The following is a 15,806-nucleotide window of genomic DNA, read 5'->3' on the forward strand; positions in this document are numbered from 1 at the left end:
GGGCTTCAAGCAGGCCCCTCTGCCGAAAAGAAGGCGCTCGTCGCCCAGATGCCAGTGTAAGGTTGCGCGGTTTTCCGCCCTTTCCTTCGGCCAGGTTCCGGCGGCCGGCATAGGCCGTTCGGTAATCGCCTTTCGAGTAGACTAGAACCGAACCGATACGCTGAGATCGGGCTCGACGCCCCCGGATATGCAGATTTCATGGGGGCCCGATTCGAGCTTCCAGCCGTGCGCCGTCTCGTCACGGTAGCGCAGATCGTCGAGATCGATGGTCATCGCGATCGTCCGCGTTTCGCCGGGCTGAAGGGAAACGCGCGTGAAGGCCTTCAGCGCCTGCGACCAACGCTCGACGCTGCCCGGATACCGGACATGGCACAGGATGCTGTCGTCGCCGGGACGGTCGCCGACATTGGCGACGGTGACGGAAACATGCACCGCCCGGTCGGATGCCGAGACGCGCAGGGCGCGGCGGGCGAAACGCGTGTAGCTGAGGCCGTGCCCGAAGGGATAGCGCGGCTCGATCCCGTCGCGCATCAGCTTCGCATAACCGTGCCAATGATCGTAGACGATCCTGTCCGCATCGCGGTCGAAGAAGGGATAATCGGCGGGATCGCGCGCCACCGTGAAGGGAAGGCGACCCGACGGATTGACGTCGCCGAACAGGATATCGGCGAGCGCGGCGCCGCCCTCCATCCCCGAATAGAAGGTCTGGAGGATCGCCCCCGCCTGCGCGCGCCAGCCTTCCACCAGCACCGCCGATCCCGCGACGATCGCGACGACCACGGGCGTTCCGGTCGCGGCGACGGCTTCGATCAGCGCAATCTGCCGCGCGGGCAGGTCGAGCGACAGCCGATCCCCTCCGATCGCCGGGCGCCTGCCGCTTGCATCGCTTTCCTGGCCCAGCGTGATGTCGCCCGGTATATATTCGCCTTCTTCGCGTGCATTGTAGCCTGCGACGATCAGCGCGGCGTCGGCATCGCGCGCCGCCGCGACCGCCGCGTCGATGTCATCCTCGTCGCCGACCGCGATGGCGTCGGCGCCCAGCATCGCGCGCAGCGCCTCGATCGGCGTGACCACATGGGGAGCGCGAACGCGGCTCGACCCCATGTCGCCGGTGTTCTCGAGCGACGCCAGCCGGCCGAGCACGGCGAGACGGCGGACCCGGCTGCGGTCGAGCGGCAGGACGCCGTTGTTCTCGAGCAGCACGATCGACTTCTCCGCCGCCTCGCGTGCCAGCGCGACATGCTCCGCGGACGCGACCAGTTCGGCGGGATAGGCGGTCAGCGGATCGGGCGCGCAGGCGAAGCGATATTGCGTGCGCAGGATGTTGCGGCAGGCGCGGTCGATCACGAAGGGCGCGACATGCCCCGCCTCGACCGCGGCGATCAGCTTTTCGCCCAGAATCTGCGGTTCGGGATTTTCGATGTCGAGCCCCGCCGCGACGGCATAGGGCTTGTAAAGGCCCATCACCCAGTCGGAATGCACGAAGCCCGCGAAACCCCATTCGCCACGCAGGATGTCCGTCAGCAAGCCGTGATGCTGGCCGCAATATTCGCCGTCGAACTTGTTGTAGGCGCTCATCACGCTCGCCACGCCGGCGTCGAGCGCCATCTTGAAATGCGGCAGATAGACTTCGTGAAGCGCACGCTCGCCGACCCGCACATCGACCTTGAACCGTGCGTTCTCCATCGAGTTGAGTGCGAAATGCTTGACCGTCGCCATCACATTCTGGGTCTGGATGCCAAGCCCCAGCGCGCTTCCCATGGCGCCCAGATGGTGCGGGTCCTCGCCATAGGTTTCCTGCGCCCGGCCCCAGGCGGGGTGGCGAAGGATATTGATGCAGACCGCGCCCGAAAGGTCGCAGCCCTGCGCGCGGATTTCCTTCCCCATTGCCTCGCCGATCCGCATTTCGAGGTCGGTGTCGAAGGTCGCGCCGCGCGCCATGGTGCAGGGGAAGCAGGTGCTCTGCCCGCGCGCGACGCCGCGCGGCCCGTCGGTGAACCACAGCGGCGGGACACCGAGGCGTTCGATTCCGCTCCCGGCGCGATAGGGCCGCGCGCCCCATAGCTTGTCGTCGGCGGCGAACTCCCGGAAAAAGCCGCGGCCGGACAGCATGCCGACTTTCTCCGCCAGCGTTGCATGCTCCATGATCGCATCGATCGTCTCGGCGATCCATTCCTCGGAGGCGCCGCGCCGCGGGGAGAAATCATGCTGCTGGTCGGTCATGTCGTCTGTCCATTGTCGGGGGTGGATGAAGCCGGGCCGCGGCGGCGTGCATTACGCCATCCGATCGCCCGGACGAGCCGCGCGTGGGTCCGCGTGTCGAGCGGGTAGAAATAGATGAACAGCCCGGCGCCGACCGCCAGCGCCGCGGGGACGAGCGTTGCCAGTCCGCGGATGCTCGTCAGCGTGTCGGGGGCTTGCGGCGCGTTGGGGACATAGCCGATGACGTCGAGCAATATGCCGATCAGGCCCGTTCCGACGCCGAGCGCGACCTTCTGCGTGAAGGCGAGAAAGCCGACGAGTGCCCCCTCTGCGCGGAGGCCGGTCTGCCATTCGCCTACCTCGACGGTATCGGGCAGCATCGACCAGAAAGTCAGCACGAAGGCTGCGTTCCCGACGCCGCTGAACGCCAGCAAGCCGTAAAGCATCGGCCCCGCCTTCGGCGCGATGGCGAAGATCAGGATGTTGGCGGTCGCACTGATCGCGATGCCGCTCAACCACACCGCGCGCTTGCCGATGCGCTGCGTCACCTTGACCCAGGGGAGCATCGACAGGGCCGCCGCGGCGAGCGAGACCGTCAGGCCGATAGTGATCGTCTCCTCGGATCCCGCATAATATTTCATGTAATAGAGCAGCGCCTTGCCGCCCATCGCATAACCGATCGAGCCGACGAGGGTTGCGCCGAGCAGGAGCAGGAATACGCGGTTCGACCCGACCGCGCGAAGCATCGCGGAAAAGGTCGGATGCGCGTCGGGCGCTTCGCCGATCGTTTCCTGGGTGCGCTTGAAGCAGTTGAGCAGCACCAGCGTGGCGATGAACGCATAGAGCGTTGCGACCCACAGGAAGCCTTCGCGGCCGCCGCCGAAGCGGGCGACGAGCGGCAGCGTCGCCGCAGCGAGGAACAGGCCGGTGATGATCGCGAACAGCATGCGCGCTCCCGCCAGTCGCGACCGGACGAGCGAGTCCGCGCTCATGCGGGCCGACAGGGCGACGAAGGGAATGTTCACGACGGTGTAGACCGTGCGGAACAGGATGTGCGTCGCAAGGCAGAAGAAGGCGAGTGCGTTGCTCGAAAGGCCCAGCGGCAGGAACATGGAGACGAAAGCGAGGGCGAGGAGCGGTGCGCCGAACAGCAGATAGGGGCGATAGCTGCCGAACCGGCTCCGCGTCCGGCTCGCGATCACGCCCATCGCGGGATCGGTAATCCCCTCCCACATGAGCGCCGCCATGATGATCAATCCGCCGACCGAGGCGGAAATGCCAAGGACGTCGGTGTAGAAATAGAGCAAGAACAGCGAGCAGAAGGTGAAATAGAGGTTGAACGCCAGATCGCCCGACCCGTAAGCGACGACCGCGCCGGTGGGCAGGGATGATCGGTCCGCAAGATCCCGGTGTTGCCCCGCTCCAACGCTGCCATCGGCCATCGCTGCTCTCTCCCTTTTATGGGGAGCATCTATCGCACCAGGGTCCGTCTGTCTCTAATTTTTATCCAATCGGATAATTATTTTCCGGATGCTTCTTCGCGCTTTGCGAGGCCGGGAAGGAACAGGGCGATGATCGCGTCGGAATAGGCCTCGATCGTCTCGTTCGAGCATGCGTCGATGCCGTGCGTCAATTTCGCTTCGGCAGCGAGGTTGAAGATCGACTGGGCGGCCCCCGTCAGCGCATAGACCATCAGCGCCGGGTCGACCCGCGGCATCGTGCCGTCGCGCATCAGGATGTCCCATCGTGGGAAGATCCGGTCGTGGCTGGGGCGGATGAAGCTTTCCGATGCCCATGCCAGTCGCTCATTGTCGCGGAAGGATTCCTGAACCATCAGCCGCGCATGCTCGGGGTGCTCGGCGCAATAGCGGACATAGCGCCGCAACGAGATTTCGAAAGCCTTGGCGGGGGGAAGGTCGGCTTCGCCGGGCTCGGGCTCCAATATCTCGCTCATGCGGGTGAAGAGCAGACGAACCGCCTCGCGCCACAATTCGTCCTTTTTGCCGAAATGATATTTGATCAGCCCGTGCTGGACGCCGACGCTTTCGGCTATTTCACGGACTCCGACACCGTCGAAGCCATGGCGGGAGAAAAGCTGCAGGGCTTCTTCGACGATCCGCTGCCGGGTCGCGACTCCGCGATCCTGGGTTTTTCTTTTCCGTCCCGGTTTCGACTGCAACCTGCTTGCCTCAGACCTTGAATCATTATCGTTCGACCGCGCTGCCAATACCAGCGACAATCGGACATAAGCAATAATGGAGAAACGGCTCAGGGGAGGGCTTTGCCGCCCGGAAGCCGATCGGGCTCCTTTTTCCGTCCGAGCGGCTCATATGTCTGACGATATTGCTCGAAGCGCGCGCGCATGGCCTTCACGACCTCGGGATGGCGCGTCGCCAGATTATAATCCTCGCCGGGATCGCTGCGCACGTCGAACAACAGATTGGCACCGATCCGTGCCAGCGGCAGATCATATCCCCGATAATAGCTGCGCGCGACGAATTTCCAGCGATCGGTGCGGATCGCCGCGACCTTCTCGTTGTCGAACAGGACCAGTGCTTCGTGTGGGCTCGGCGCGCCGTCGAGCAGAACCGCGCTGATATCCTTGCCGTCGAGAACGAGATCCTTCGGCAGCGGTTTGCCGGCGAGTGCGGCGAAGGTCGGCAACAGGTCGAAATTCATCGTGATCGCGCTGCTGCGACTGCCGGCCGGGATGCGGCCGGGGCCCCAGGCGATGAACGGAACGCGATAGCCGCCGTCCCATCCCGCGCCGCCCTTGCGATCGCGCAGTTCGCCGGTCGATCCTTCGAACCATGGTCCATTGTCCGACGTGACGATGACATAGGTATCGTTCTGAAGGTCGAGCCGTTCGATCTGTTCGCGCAGGCGGCCGAGTTCGGCATCGACCTCTTCGACGACGTCGCCATAGTCGCCGGCCGGCGAGTGCCCGGCGTGTTCCTTCGTCGGGTGAAGCGGAATATGCGGCGCGGTCAGCGCGAGCATCAGGAAAAAGGGGCGATCGCGATTGGCGTCGACGAACTCGCCGGCCCGCGCGAAGAATCGCTGCGTCAGGGCCACCATGTCGACGTCTTCCTGGGTGAATTCCACGCCCTCGCCCGCGGTATAGAGCGACAGCGGCTTCATGTCGTGGCTATAGGGAAGGCCGAAGAACAGGTCGAATCCCTGCACGGTCGGCGGCCAATAGGGTGGGGTGTGCCCAAGATGCCATTTGCCGATCAGCGCCGATGCATAGTCGTCGCCGAGCACTTCGGGAATCGTGACCTCTTCGGGCGGCAGGCCGTTCGTGTCGTCCGCCTGGATCACTTGCCACGCCAGCCCGGTGCGGATCGGATAACGCCCGGTCAGCAGGCCGGCGCGCGACGGGGTGCAGATATTCGCCGAGGCATAGGCATCGGTCATCAGCAGCCCGTCGGCGGCAAGCCGGTCGATATTGGGCGTGCGGATCGCGCGCGAGCCATTGGCCCCGATGTCGCCGTACCCGAGATCGTCGGCGAGGACGACGATGAAATTCGGCGGACGGCGCCGCGCGGCGCTGTCCTTCGACCGCGCCAGTGCCAGTGTGGAGACCCCGCCGGCTCCGGCGACGGCAAGGCTGGCGAGCAGGCTGCGGCGATCGAGTTCCATCATCAGAATCTATACTCCACCGTGGCCCCGAACTGCCGCGCCGCGGTCGACGGGAAGAACTGCGATTGCCCGCCGGTGTCGAGAGGCGTGTCGTAGATCAGTTCGACGAAGCTCTTGTCGGTCAGATTCTTGCCCCAGATCCACGCTCGCAGGCGGTCGCCCGGCAATGCGAAGCCGATTTGGGCATCAAGCAGGCCATAAGCCTTCTGCACCGATTTCGGATCGAGGTCGAGCGCGGTGAATGTGCTGCCGCGATAGGCAAAGGAAAGCTGGCCGAAAACGCTCGCGCCCGCCGCCGAAACCTCGGTTTCGTAACGCGCGGACGCGTTCGCCGTGAACTTCGGCGCCATCGCCAGTTCCTTGCCGGTCAGATCCTGCCGCGCCTGCCCGCCCGAAACGATGCAGCCCTGGGCCACCGTCTGTCCGAAATAGCAGGGTGCGCCCGCGAAGTCGGTATATTTCGCCCTGGTATAGGCCGCGCCGCCCATCAGACGCAGGCCCGATCCCATATTGATGTCGACGTCGGCCTCGATCCCGCGCGTGCGCAGCGAGCCGGCATTGATCACGTCGAACACCAGGGTACCGGTGTCCGAAACGCCGATCGCCTGCGCCTGGAAATCGTCGAAATCGGTGCTGAAGAAGGCGATGTTGAAGCGCACCCGGCGATCGAACAACTCGGTCTTGGCGCCGAATTCGTACGACGTCGGAATCTCGGGTTCGACGGTGCGCAGCACGGTCGAGTCCTGCAGCGCATTGAAGCCGCCGCCCTTGAAGCCGCGCGCGACGCTGCCATAGAGCGTCACCTCTTCGGTCGGACGGAATTGCGCCCCCATGCGCCACGTCCATGCGCCGTCGACGCGCTTCATCTTCTGGTCGACATTGGGTCCGAGCAGGATGGTACCCGGATTGGCGAAGCGCCGAAAATGCGTGTTCAGCCGCTCGACCGTGTAGCGCAGTCCGCCGAAGACGTTGAACTGATCGCTCAGATGATAGGTCGCATCGGCGAAGGCGGCGAAATTCTGGGTATCGTTCTCGACGAAGATCGCGCGCGACAACTGGACGCCGGGCGGCAGAGGCTGGTCGAACGTGCCCTGCTGCGAATTGCCGAGTTCATAATCCTGGTTGAAGAGGAACAGGCCGCCGACCCACTCGAACGGCTCGCCGGACGGAGAGGTCAGGCGCAGTTCCTGCGTGAACTGGCGCTGACGGCTGTCGCCATTGTTGATGTTGAGAACGGGGGTCGGCCGTTGGTCGGCGTCGTTGTTGTCGGTCGCATCCCACCAGCGCAGGCCGGTGATCGACGTCACCGTGATGCCCCCGGTGCCCTCGATATCGACCTGCACCGATCCGCCATAGGTTTCCTGGCGGATGAACGTGCGGCCGTCGAGCGCAACCTCCCGGTTGTCGGGGCCGGGAACGATGCCTGCGGCGGTCACCCGGTTGCGGATATCGGCATTGTTGCCGAAACTGCGGATCGTCCACATGCAGCAGGCGGCGTCGCGCGACGAATAGTCGCCCGCGACGAGCACGCGGATATTGTCGGCGGGTTCCCACAACAGCTTCGCGCGACCGCCCCACTCGTCGCGATCGTTGAGGCGGCTGTCGTCGAATCGGTTGCGAATATAGCCGTCTCGTTTCGTGCGATAGGCCGATGCGCGAAACGCCAGATTCGAGGTCAGGCCGCCGGTGACCGTTCCGCGCAGCACGAATTCGTCGAACTCGCCGTAGGTCGCCTGGACCTTGCCGCCCCAGCTGTAGCTGGGATCGGTGGTCACGATGTTGAGGACGCCGGCCGAGGCATTCTTGCCGAACAAGGTGCCCTGCGGACCGCGCAGCACTTCAATCCGCTGGATGTCGAACAGGTCGGTCATCCCCGCGCCCTGCCGCCCGATCGGTACACCGTCGATGACGATGCCGACCGAGCCCTCGATCGCCGACGAGAAATTATTCGTGCCGATGCCGCGGATCGCCAGGCCGGCGCCGCGCGGGTTGTTACTGCCCTGGAAGGAGAAGTTCGGGGTCGTCGTCTGCAACTGCGAGATTTCAGTGATGTTCCGGTTGCTCAACTGCTCGCCGCTCAGCACCGCGACCGACAGCGGAACGTCCTGCAACGACTGTTCGCGTTTCTGGGCCGTCACGACGATCTCGTCGCCGGCGACGCTTGCGTTCTCCGAAGCGGACAGGGGCGCGGTGTCCTGCGCATGGGCGCCGCTCGCGAGCAGCGTCGATCCCATCAACGCCACGAATATGCTCTTCATCCGCATCCTCCCATTTATTTATCCACTCGGATAATAATTTGAGCTGGCGAATGTCAAGCATGAATCCTGTATCCCGCCCCGGCCATGAGCAAAGGGCGGCGAGCAACGAAACATCCGTCGATTGCGGCGAGCCGGACGATGGCGTGGGTGCGCCATATCTTCGCCGCAAGGCCGGTGGAAAGCTGCTCGCTTCGAAATGGCGAGGTTCAAGATTTTGTTTTAAAATGGAAAATTACGGGAAATTTCCTTACCGGATCGGTGCGCAGGATCGCATGATATGTCGCCTGCCGTTCGACGGGAGAATCTGCGCAACGGCGCTTGTCTTCGCCCCGACACGCTGGTAGAGGCGCCCCTCGTTGCCGCTTTAGCTCAGTTGGTAGAGCACATCATTCGTAATGATGGGGTCAGGTGTTCGAGTCACCTAAGCGGCACCACAATCTCCATGATCGACGATTTGGTACGGCACGGACGTTATTCGGCGCGCTCCGGCTCGCTGCGGGTCGGAAGCTGCGGGAGCTTTTCGCTGCGATCGCGATAGATCGCCGCGCGGGCGAGCAGGATCAGCGTGACCGGCGTCGTCAGGGTGACGAACAGCGCGATCAATATCTCATGGACGACCGGCCGGCCCTGCGTGATCGAGAAGCACAGCATCGAGCCGAGCAGGATCGCCGCCATGCCCGCGGTCGCGCCCAGCGTCGTGGCGTGGACGCGCGCATAGAAGGTCTTCAGGCGTATCAGGCCGAACGCGCCCACCAGCGTGATGATCGCGCCGCCTAGGACCAGAAGGCCGACGATGATCGCGGCCCAGGTCGGCAGATCGGGTGCCTGCATCATTCGATGACTTCTCCCCGCATCAGGAACTTGCCGAGAGCGACGGTGCCGACGAATCCCAGCAGCGCGATGACCAGCGCCGCCTCGAAATAGAGGGTGCGGCCGGTCTGAATACCATAGGTGAGCAGCAGCAGCATCCCCGTCAGATAGAGCGTGTCGAGCCCGAGGACCCGATCCTGCGCGCGCGGACCGCGCAGCATGCGAAAGGCGGCGCATCCCATCGCGAGGCCCAGCACGATCTGCGCGGCGGTGATCACCAGCGCCAGGAACAGCGCGTTCATTCGAATATCTCCATCAGAAGCCGCTCGTAACGCTGCCGGATCTGCCGAACCCATTCGGCTTCGTCGACCAGATCGAGGATATGGATCAGGATGACGTGCCGGTTCGCGTCGTGCTGTACCCACAGCGACCCCGGCGTCGCTGTGATGATGAGTGCGAGCACGGCCAGTGCATAGGGGCTGCGCAGCTCGGTCGGCAGTTCGATGAAGTCCGAATGACGGTGCGGCGGGTTGAACAGGATGATCTTCCCCACCGCGATGTTGGAACGGACGATGTCCACCAGCACGATTCCGGCGAGCCGGACCATCGCCCATCCGACCCGCACGCGCGGCGGTTCGGGCTTGAGCGACAGCATCGACCGCGACACGATCAGCGCGACCAGAGCGCCGAGCAGGATGTGCCCGGGCGAGAAGCCGGTCAGCAGCGTCCACATTGCGAACAGCGCGAGCGCCAGCAGCGGGTAGGGGACGAGCCGCCTCATGGCTGCGCGCTCCCCGCCGGAGGCGCGCCGGCGACGGCGGAAAGATAGCCGGCCGGATCGTGCAGCGCGGCCGATGTCGCCTCGAGATAGGCCATGACCGGCCCGGCCCACAGCATCAGCGCCAGACAGACGGCGAGCAGCAGCGCGATGGGCGCGACCTCGACCAGGCTGAGGCGCGACGGGGCGTCCTCGCCCGGCGTCCACAGCAGGTCGATGCCGGCGCGGGTCATCACGATCATCGTCGCGAGGCCGGACACGATGAGCAGTCCGATCAGCGTCCAGTTCATCGGTCCGACCGCACCCGCGCGCAGCAGCGCATCGATGATGGCGAATTTGGCAATGAAGCCCGACAGCGGCGGCAATCCGGCGAGCAGCAGCGCGCAGAAGATGAAGCCGCCGCCGAGGATGGCGATCGTTCCGGGGATGACGACGCCCGTCTCGTCCTCCTCTTCCTCGATCGCGCCGACATATTCGTCGTCGAACACGGGCTCGGCGATGCCTTCGATCATGTCGTCCTCGTCGGCGTTGCGTTCGACGGGTTCGATGATGAGGTAGAGCGCGCTGATCGCGAGCGTCGAGCTGACGAGATAGAAGAGCAGCGCGGCGATGAGCGGCTGGCCGCCGATGCCGAGCCCGGCGAGCAGCGTGCCCGACGAAACCAGCACATAGTGCCCGACGACCCGCGTGAGCTGGCGGGCGGACAGGATGCCGATGACGCCAAAGGTCATGGTGGCGAGACCGCCATAGAGCAGTCCGTCGTTGGCGAAGCCGGCGACGTCGCCCGATGCTTCGCCGAACAGCAGGAAGGAGAGGCGGAGGATGACGTAGACGCCGACCTTGGTCATGATCGCGAACAGCGCGGCGACCGGCGGCGCTGCGGCGGCATAGGTGCGCGGGAGCCAGAAGCTCAGCGGCCAGACGCCCGCCTTGATCAGAAAGGCGACCCCCAGGATCGCCGCGCCGGCCTCCAGCAGCGCGATGTCGCCGGGATCGGTGCGGGCGACGCGGGTGGCGAGGTCGGCCATGTTGAGCGTACCTGTGACCGAATAGATCAGCGCCACACCGATCAGGAAGAGCAGCGAGGCCGCGATGTTGATGGTGATGTAATGCAGGCTAGCGCTGGTTCGCTCGGTCCCCGCGCCGTGCAGAATCAGGCCATAGGAGGCGGCGAGCAGCACTTCGAAGAAGACGAAGAGGTTGAAGATGTCGCCGGTCAGGAACGCGCCGTTCACACCCATCAGCAACAGCAGGAACAGCGCGTGGAAGCGCGGTCCCGACCGGTCCCAGCGCGCCAGCGCATAGAATAGCGAGGTGAAGCCGAGCACGTTGGCGAGCAGGAGCATCGTCGCCGACAGGCGGTCGACCACCAGCACGATTCCGAAGGGCGCCGCCCAGTTGCCGAGCAGATAGACATGGGGGCTGTCGGTGCCCGCATTGCCCGCGTCGCTGGTGAACCACAGCAGCGACGCGGCATTGGCGATCAGCAGCGCGGATGCGATCAGGCTCAGCCACCGTTTCAGGACGCGCCGCCGCTCGTCGAAGGCGAGCATCAGCGCGCTGGCCAGCAGCGGTAGCAGGATCGGCGTGATGATCAGGTGATGGAGCCAGCCGGTCATGCTTCGCCGTCCTCGCCATCGACATGGTCGGTGCCGGTCAGGCCGCGCGAGGCGAGCAGCACCACCAGCAGCAGCGCGGTCGTCGCGAACGAGATGACGATCGCCGTCAGCACCAGCGCCTGCGGCAGCGGATCGGCGTAGAGCGCGGGATCGGCGGACGCCGGATCCTTGCCGATGATCGGCGGCGCGTCGCTGCGCAGCCGACCGGCCGCCACGATGAACAGGTTGACCGCATAGGAAAGGAGCGACAGGCCGAGGATCACCTGAAAGGTGCGCGGCCGGAACAGCAGCCACAGGCCCGACGCCGTCAGCACCCCGATGGCGAGCGAAAGGAGGATTTCCATCAGGCGCTCCCCCCGGTGCCCGGCTCGGCCGCCGCGGGCTGAACCGGCTTGCGCGCGCGCGGCGAACGGATCGACTGGTGCGCGATGGCGATCAGCATCAGCAGCGTGGTGCCGACGACCACCGCGAACACGCCGATATCGAACAGCAACGCGCTCGCCAGCGGAATATCGCCGATCAGCGGCAGCGTCAGATAGCGCGAATGGCTGGTCAGGAAGGGGTAGCCGAACAACCAGGCGGCAAGGCCGGTCGCAACCGCGCAGACCAGTCCGGCGCTGATCCAGCGCACCGGCTGGACGCTCAGGCTCGCTTCGACCAGTCGCGTGCCGTTCGCCATGTAGAGGAGGAGGAAGGCGATCGACGTGGCGATGCCCGCGGCGAAGCCGCCGCCGGGCAGGTCGTGGCCGCGCATCAGCAGATAGAGGGCAAAGGTCAGGACGACCGGGAACAGCCATTGCATGATGATGCGCGGGACGAAGAGATAATGGACGAGCGTATCGCCCATCGCATGATCCTTGCTCGCTTCGTCGAACGCATTCTGCCGCCGCTGCTGGTCGGGTATCTCGATGCTTTCCGGCGCGGGACGGAACCGGCGCAGCAGGGTGAAGACGGTCAGCGCGACGATCGACAGGACGGTGATCTCTCCCAGCGTGTCGAACCCGCGGAAATCGACGAGGATGACGTTGACAACATTGGTTCCGCCGCCACCCGAATAGGCGTTCTCAACGAAATAGCGCGAGATGCTGTCCGGCATCGGGCGGGTCATCATCGCATAGGCAAGCGCGGCCGCGCCCGTCCCGCCGGCGATCGCGAGCAGCAGGTCGCCGCCGCGCCGGATCAGGACCATCGGCGGCTTGCGTTCTTCGGGCCATATGGCGGGGCGGCGCTGCGGCAGCCAGCGCAAGCTGAGCAGAAGCAGGACGAGGGTGACGATCTCGACGAGCAGTTGCGTCAGCCCGAGGTCGGGCGCCGACAGCCAGATGAAACTGATGCAGACGGCAAGCCCGGCGGCCCCAACCAGGACGAGCGCGACCAGCCGATGGAATTTCGCCTGCCACGCCGCCGCGATGGCGCAGGCGCCGCCGCACAGCCACAGCAGCCCGAAGACCGGATCGATCAGCGTATCCTGCAGCGGCCCCCGGCTATAGCCGAGCCGCAGGAAGGGAAGGGTGCCGAGCAGCAGCGCGGTGACGACGATCAACCGCAGCTGTACCTGCAGGCGCCGGGTGCCGAGCCGCTCGTGCAGGCCGCGCGCCGCATTGACGATCGCCGCGAGCACCGCCTCGAAGGTCCGGCGTCCCTTCAGCCGGCCGATCAGCGGCGATCGCTCGACGGCGTTCAGCCGCTCGCGGAACAGTATATAGAGCGCCGTACCGGCGATCAGCGCGATGAAGCTCATCGCCAGCGGCAGGGTGAACCCGTGCCATATCGCCAGGCTGTAGGTCGGCGTCTGGTCCCCCAGCACCGACTGGACGGCGCTGGCGAGAAACGGCCCGATGGTGAGCGCCGGGACGATCCCGACGAGCAGGCAAGCGAGCACCAGTATCTCGATCGGCAGGCGTATCCAGTGCGGCGCTTCGGCCGGTTGGTGCGGCAGGTCGACCGGCGGCGGTCCGAAGAAGGTCTGGTGGATGAAGCGCACCGAATAGAAGACGCTGAACGCGCTGGCCAGCGTCGCGAGATAGGGCAGCGCCACGTCGATGATCGTGCCGCTGTGCGCTTCGAGCGCTTCGGCGAGGAACATCTCCTTCGACAGGAAGCCGTTGAGCAGCGGTACGCCCGCCATCGCCGCCGCCGCGACCATCGCGAGCGTGGCGGTGATCGGCATGAAGCGGACGAGGCCGCTCAGCCGGCGCAGGTCGCGCGTTCCCGTTTCATGGTCGATGATCCCGGTGGCCATGAACAACGACGCCTTGAAGGTGGCGTGATTGACGGTGTGGAAGATCGCCGCCACCGCCGCGAGCGGACTGCCCAGACCCAGCAGCAGCGTGATGAGGCCGAGGTGGCTGATCGTCGAATAGGCGAGCAGGCCCTTCAGGTCCTGCTGGAAGATTGCCGCCCAGGCGCCGACCAGCAGCGTCGCGAGGCCGGTCGTGGTGACGATCAGATACCAGCTGTCGGTGCCCGAGAGGACCGGCCAGAGCAGGGTGAGCAGAAAGATGCCCGCCTTCACCATCGTCGCCGAATGCAGATAGGCGGATACGGGCGTCGGGGCGGCCATGGCATGCGGCAGCCAGAAGTGGAAAGGGACCTGTGCGCTCTTGGTGAACGCGCCGATCAGGATCAGGATCAGGGCGGGCAGATAAGCCTTGTCGGCATGGATGGCGTCGCGCGCGGCGAGCACCGCGTCGACGTCGTAGCTTCCCGCCATCCGCCCGAGCAGCAGCAGCCCGACGAGCAGGCACACGCCGCCCGCGCCGGTGACGATCAGCGCCATGCGCGCGCCGTCGCGCGCGCTTTGATTATGGTGCCAATATCCGATCAGCAGGAAGGAAAAGAGGCTGGTCAATTCCCAGAAGAAGGCGATCTGGATCAGGTTGCCCGACAGGACGATGCCGAGCATCGACCCCATGAACGCCTGGAGGAAGGCGAAGAAGCGCGGTACCGGATCGTCCGGCGACATGTAGTAGCGCGCATAGAGGATGACGAGCGCCCCGATGCCGAGGACGAGCGTCGCGAACAGCCAGGTGAAGCCGTCGAGCCGAAGTGTCAGGTTGAGCCCGAGCGTCGGCAGCCACGCCAGTTCGTGGCGCACGACCTCGCCGCGCTCAACGAGCGGATAATAGGCCGCGATGATCATGGCGCCTGCAAGCGCGATCACCCCCGCCAGCGTCGAGGCGAGGTTCCGGCCGCGGGCCGGCAGGAATGCCGCGATCGCGCTGCCCAGAAATGGAAGCGCGACGACGGCCAGGAGGAAGCGGGGGTCGTGCATAAGGTAGGGGGAAGATCTCCATCGCCTGGTGCGCTGCCCGAGGGCGTCCCCCCTTATGGTAGACGTTGGCGCGGCGGAGCAAGGCGTGAGTTGAGTTTTTTGCTGGGCAGGCGATCCGGCGCGGCGGCGCCGACGCGTCTATCCGGCCCCCGCCGCGCCCGGAACGATCAGGAGATCGCCTTCGAGCGTATCGAGCAGCCGCTTGTCCATGCTGCCGATGAACGCGTCGAACAGGATGCCGTGCCCCTGGCTTCCGACGACGGTCAGGTCGCCGTGATGGTCCTCGACATGGTCGCTGATCAGCATTTCGGGCGTGCCGCGTTCGACAACGACGTCCAGCCGTTCGAGCAGCGCGGCGTCGATGCGGCTCTCGGCTCGCAGCATCGCCCTGGCTTCGTCGGCCTTGGCTCGCGATTCCGACGTGAAGTCGCGGTCGGTGAGATAGCCGGTGTAGGGCACGTCATATCCATGAAAAAGGGTCAGCGCTGCTGCGGGAAAAAAGGCCGAGGCGACGAGCGTCGCCTGGAGCGCGGCTTCGGAAAAATCGGTGGCGATCACGATCCGGCGATAGGGTCCGGCCGGGCGGTCGCGCACGACCAGTACCGGCACCGCGGCCCGGCGCACGAGGCGGCTGACGGTGTTGCCCAGGATCATCCGCCCCAGCGTCTCGTCGCGCGCGATGCCGGTGACGATCAGGTCGCAATGCTCATGTTCGGCGATCTCGACCAGCTTCGTGGCGGGATCGCCGGTTTCGACCACCACGCCGATATCGTCCGCGACGCTGGCGACATCGCGCGCCAGGCGCCAGTGCATCCGCTCGGCGGGCGTCGCCTGCCGGCGCCAGGAGGAGGGGCGGGGGTCGAGAAGGTCCGCGGGTTCGGGTTCGATCACCGTCGCGGCGGTAAGCTCCGCGCCCCATTCGCCCGCCAACTGCACGGCGCGGTCCAGCGCGCGGTCGCAGCGACAGCTGAGGTCGGTGGCAAGGAGAATGTGGCGGGGCGTGGTGTCGGTCATGGTCATTCCCGGATTTGCAGTCGCGTCATTGCAACAGGAGACGGCCGTGGCGGCGCTGGGATCGCCCGGCGCCGAAAGGGACGGCATGGACGAACCATGTCTCCTTCATACGATAACGACCGGGATTTCAACCGAGAATCCGACACGCCTGTCGGCGGCTCATCGAGAGTCGCAGGGATTCAGCCTCGCTGCACGTTCGCTGATCTTCC

General features: G+C 65.5%; 13 protein-coding genes, 1 tRNA gene and 1 pseudogene. 2 read left to right on the forward strand and 13 right to left on the reverse strand.

Going from position 1 to position 15,806, the window contains the following annotated elements; genetic code table 11:
• Window positions 1-141: 141 nt before the first annotated feature.
• From AC2S9W_RS09570 to AC2S9W_RS09595, 6 genes and pseudogenes are all read right to left on the reverse strand, one after another.
• A complete protein-coding gene (locus AC2S9W_RS09570) occupies window positions 142-2,223 on the reverse strand; it encodes a beta-glucosidase family protein (protein WP_067182473.1) in 2,082 nt (693 codons plus the stop codon).
• Complete coding sequence (locus AC2S9W_RS09575) at window positions 2,220-3,644, reverse strand: MFS transporter (RefSeq protein ID WP_486572030.1); 1,425 nt, start codon at window positions 3,642-3,644, stop codon at window positions 2,220-2,222. The genes AC2S9W_RS09570 and AC2S9W_RS09575 overlap by 4 nt, the downstream gene beginning before the upstream one ends.
• A gap of 77 nt (window positions 3,645-3,721) precedes the next feature.
• The gene (locus tag AC2S9W_RS09580; protein ID WP_486572110.1) at window positions 3,722-4,036 is read right to left on the reverse strand and encodes a hypothetical protein; all 315 of its coding nucleotides are present in this window, start codon (window positions 4,034-4,036) and stop codon (window positions 3,722-3,724) included.
• Window positions 4,037-4,240: 204 nt separating this feature from the next.
• Window positions 4,241-4,441, reverse strand: a pseudogene (locus AC2S9W_RS09585) (TetR/AcrR family transcriptional regulator); the annotation flags it as partial.
• A gap of 29 nt (window positions 4,442-4,470) precedes the next feature.
• Window positions 4,471-5,847 (reverse strand): sulfatase family protein, encoded by a 1,377-nt coding sequence (locus tag AC2S9W_RS09590; RefSeq protein WP_234002603.1) that lies wholly within the window; start codon window positions 5,845-5,847, stop codon window positions 4,471-4,473.
• The gene (locus AC2S9W_RS09595) at window positions 5,847-8,102 is read right to left on the reverse strand and encodes a TonB-dependent receptor (protein WP_158682106.1); all 2,256 of its coding nucleotides are present in this window, start codon (window positions 8,100-8,102) and stop codon (window positions 5,847-5,849) included. Before AC2S9W_RS09595 ends, AC2S9W_RS09590 begins: the two co-directional genes overlap by 1 nt.
• A gap of 59 nt (window positions 8,103-8,161) precedes the next feature.
• Here AC2S9W_RS09595 and AC2S9W_RS09600 point away from each other — a divergent pair, with 59 nt between their 5' ends.
• Both AC2S9W_RS09600 and AC2S9W_RS09605 read left to right on the forward strand, forming a co-directional pair.
• Window positions 8,162-8,446 carry a hypothetical protein gene (locus AC2S9W_RS09600; protein ID WP_158682108.1) on the forward strand — a complete coding sequence of 95 codons (285 nt, stop codon included), beginning with the start codon at window positions 8,162-8,164 and terminating at the stop codon, window positions 8,444-8,446.
• Between the two features lie 14 nt (window positions 8,447-8,460).
• A tRNA-Thr gene (locus tag AC2S9W_RS09605) sits at window positions 8,461-8,536 on the forward strand.
• 37 nt (window positions 8,537-8,573) lie between these two features.
• On the opposite strand, the gene mnhG is transcribed toward AC2S9W_RS09605, so the two are convergent.
• From mnhG to AC2S9W_RS09640, 7 genes are all read right to left on the reverse strand, one after another.
• Entirely contained in the window at window positions 8,574-8,936 is a 363-nt protein-coding gene (gene mnhG, locus AC2S9W_RS09610; protein WP_174521637.1) for a monovalent cation/H(+) antiporter subunit G, read from the reverse strand.
• Window positions 8,933-9,214, reverse strand: a complete 282-nt coding sequence (locus AC2S9W_RS09615) for a K+/H+ antiporter subunit F (RefSeq protein WP_067106205.1) — start codon at window positions 9,212-9,214, stop codon at window positions 8,933-8,935. Before AC2S9W_RS09615 ends, mnhG begins: the two co-directional genes overlap by 4 nt.
• Window positions 9,211-9,693: a Na+/H+ antiporter subunit E gene (locus tag AC2S9W_RS09620; protein WP_067106207.1), complete on the reverse strand. Its 483-nt coding sequence runs from the start codon at window positions 9,691-9,693 to the stop codon at window positions 9,211-9,213. Before AC2S9W_RS09620 ends, AC2S9W_RS09615 begins: the two co-directional genes overlap by 4 nt.
• Window positions 9,690-11,309 carry a monovalent cation/H+ antiporter subunit D gene (locus tag AC2S9W_RS09625; RefSeq protein WP_076074707.1) on the reverse strand — a complete coding sequence of 540 codons (1,620 nt, stop codon included), beginning with the start codon at window positions 11,307-11,309 and terminating at the stop codon, window positions 9,690-9,692. The genes AC2S9W_RS09620 and AC2S9W_RS09625 overlap by 4 nt, the downstream gene beginning before the upstream one ends.
• Window positions 11,306-11,653 carry a Na+/H+ antiporter subunit C gene (locus tag AC2S9W_RS09630; protein ID WP_067182485.1) on the reverse strand — a complete coding sequence of 116 codons (348 nt, stop codon included), beginning with the start codon at window positions 11,651-11,653 and terminating at the stop codon, window positions 11,306-11,308. The genes AC2S9W_RS09625 and AC2S9W_RS09630 overlap by 4 nt, the downstream gene beginning before the upstream one ends.
• Entirely contained in the window at window positions 11,653-14,583 is a 2,931-nt protein-coding gene (locus AC2S9W_RS09635) for a monovalent cation/H+ antiporter subunit A (protein ID WP_076074709.1), read from the reverse strand. Before AC2S9W_RS09635 ends, AC2S9W_RS09630 begins: the two co-directional genes overlap by 1 nt.
• A gap of 138 nt (window positions 14,584-14,721) precedes the next feature.
• Window positions 14,722-15,597 (reverse strand): universal stress protein, encoded by an 876-nt coding sequence (locus AC2S9W_RS09640; RefSeq protein WP_067106216.1) that lies wholly within the window; start codon window positions 15,595-15,597, stop codon window positions 14,722-14,724.
• Between the last annotated feature and the right edge of the window lie 209 nt (window positions 15,598-15,806).

It is taken from the genome of Sphingopyxis sp. 550B (genome assembly GCF_057401805.1).